The 661-nt window shown below is 62.6% G+C and carries 1 pseudogene; it reads left to right on the top strand.

Annotated elements, in window-relative coordinates:
* Window positions 1-661 (top strand): annotated as a pseudogene (locus NP596_RS21765) (F0F1 ATP synthase subunit alpha); the annotation flags it as partial.

Below are 661 nucleotides of genomic sequence, written 5' to 3'. Positions count from 1 at the left end.
CTACGACGACCTGACCCATCACGCCCTCGCCTACCGGGAACTGTCCTTGCTGCTGCGCCGCCCGCCGGGCCGCGAGGCCTACCCCGGCGACATTTTCTATATCCACGCCCGCTTGCTGGAACGCGCCACCCGTTTGGCGGCCGGCGGTTCGCTGACGGCCTTGCCCATCATTGAAATCGAAGCCGAAAATCTGGCCGCCTATATCGCCACCAACCTGATTTCCATTACCGACGGCCAGATTTATCTGTCGCCCGAACTGTTTCACAAAGGGCTGCTGCCGGCCGTGGATGTCGGCAAGTCCGTGTCCAGGGTCGGCGGCAAGGCGCAATTGCCGGCTTACCGGCTGGTGGCCGGCGCTTTGAAGCTGTATTACGCCCAATTCGAGGAATTGGAAATGTTCGCCCGCTTCGGCACCCGGCTGGACAAGAAAACCCAGGGCATTCTGGAGCGCGGCAAGCGGGTGCGGGAAATTCTTAAGCAACACGAGCAGGAAGCCTTGGGCCCTTTCGAGCAAATCATCGTGCTGCTGGCCGTGACCGAAGGCCTATTCGACGCCCTGCCGTTACACGAAATCGCCCGGGCCGAATCGACACTGCGCGCCGCCGCTAGCGAGCAATTGCGCGAAATCGGCCGCCGCATCGAGCGCGGCGACACGCTGACC

The organism is Methylomonas rivi, assembly GCF_024505165.1.
GTDB lineage: Bacteria > Pseudomonadota > Gammaproteobacteria > Methylococcales > Methylomonadaceae > Methylomonas > Methylomonas rivi.
Note: the sequence above shows the minus strand (reverse complement) of the source record. Positions and strands in the feature narration are given on the sequence as shown.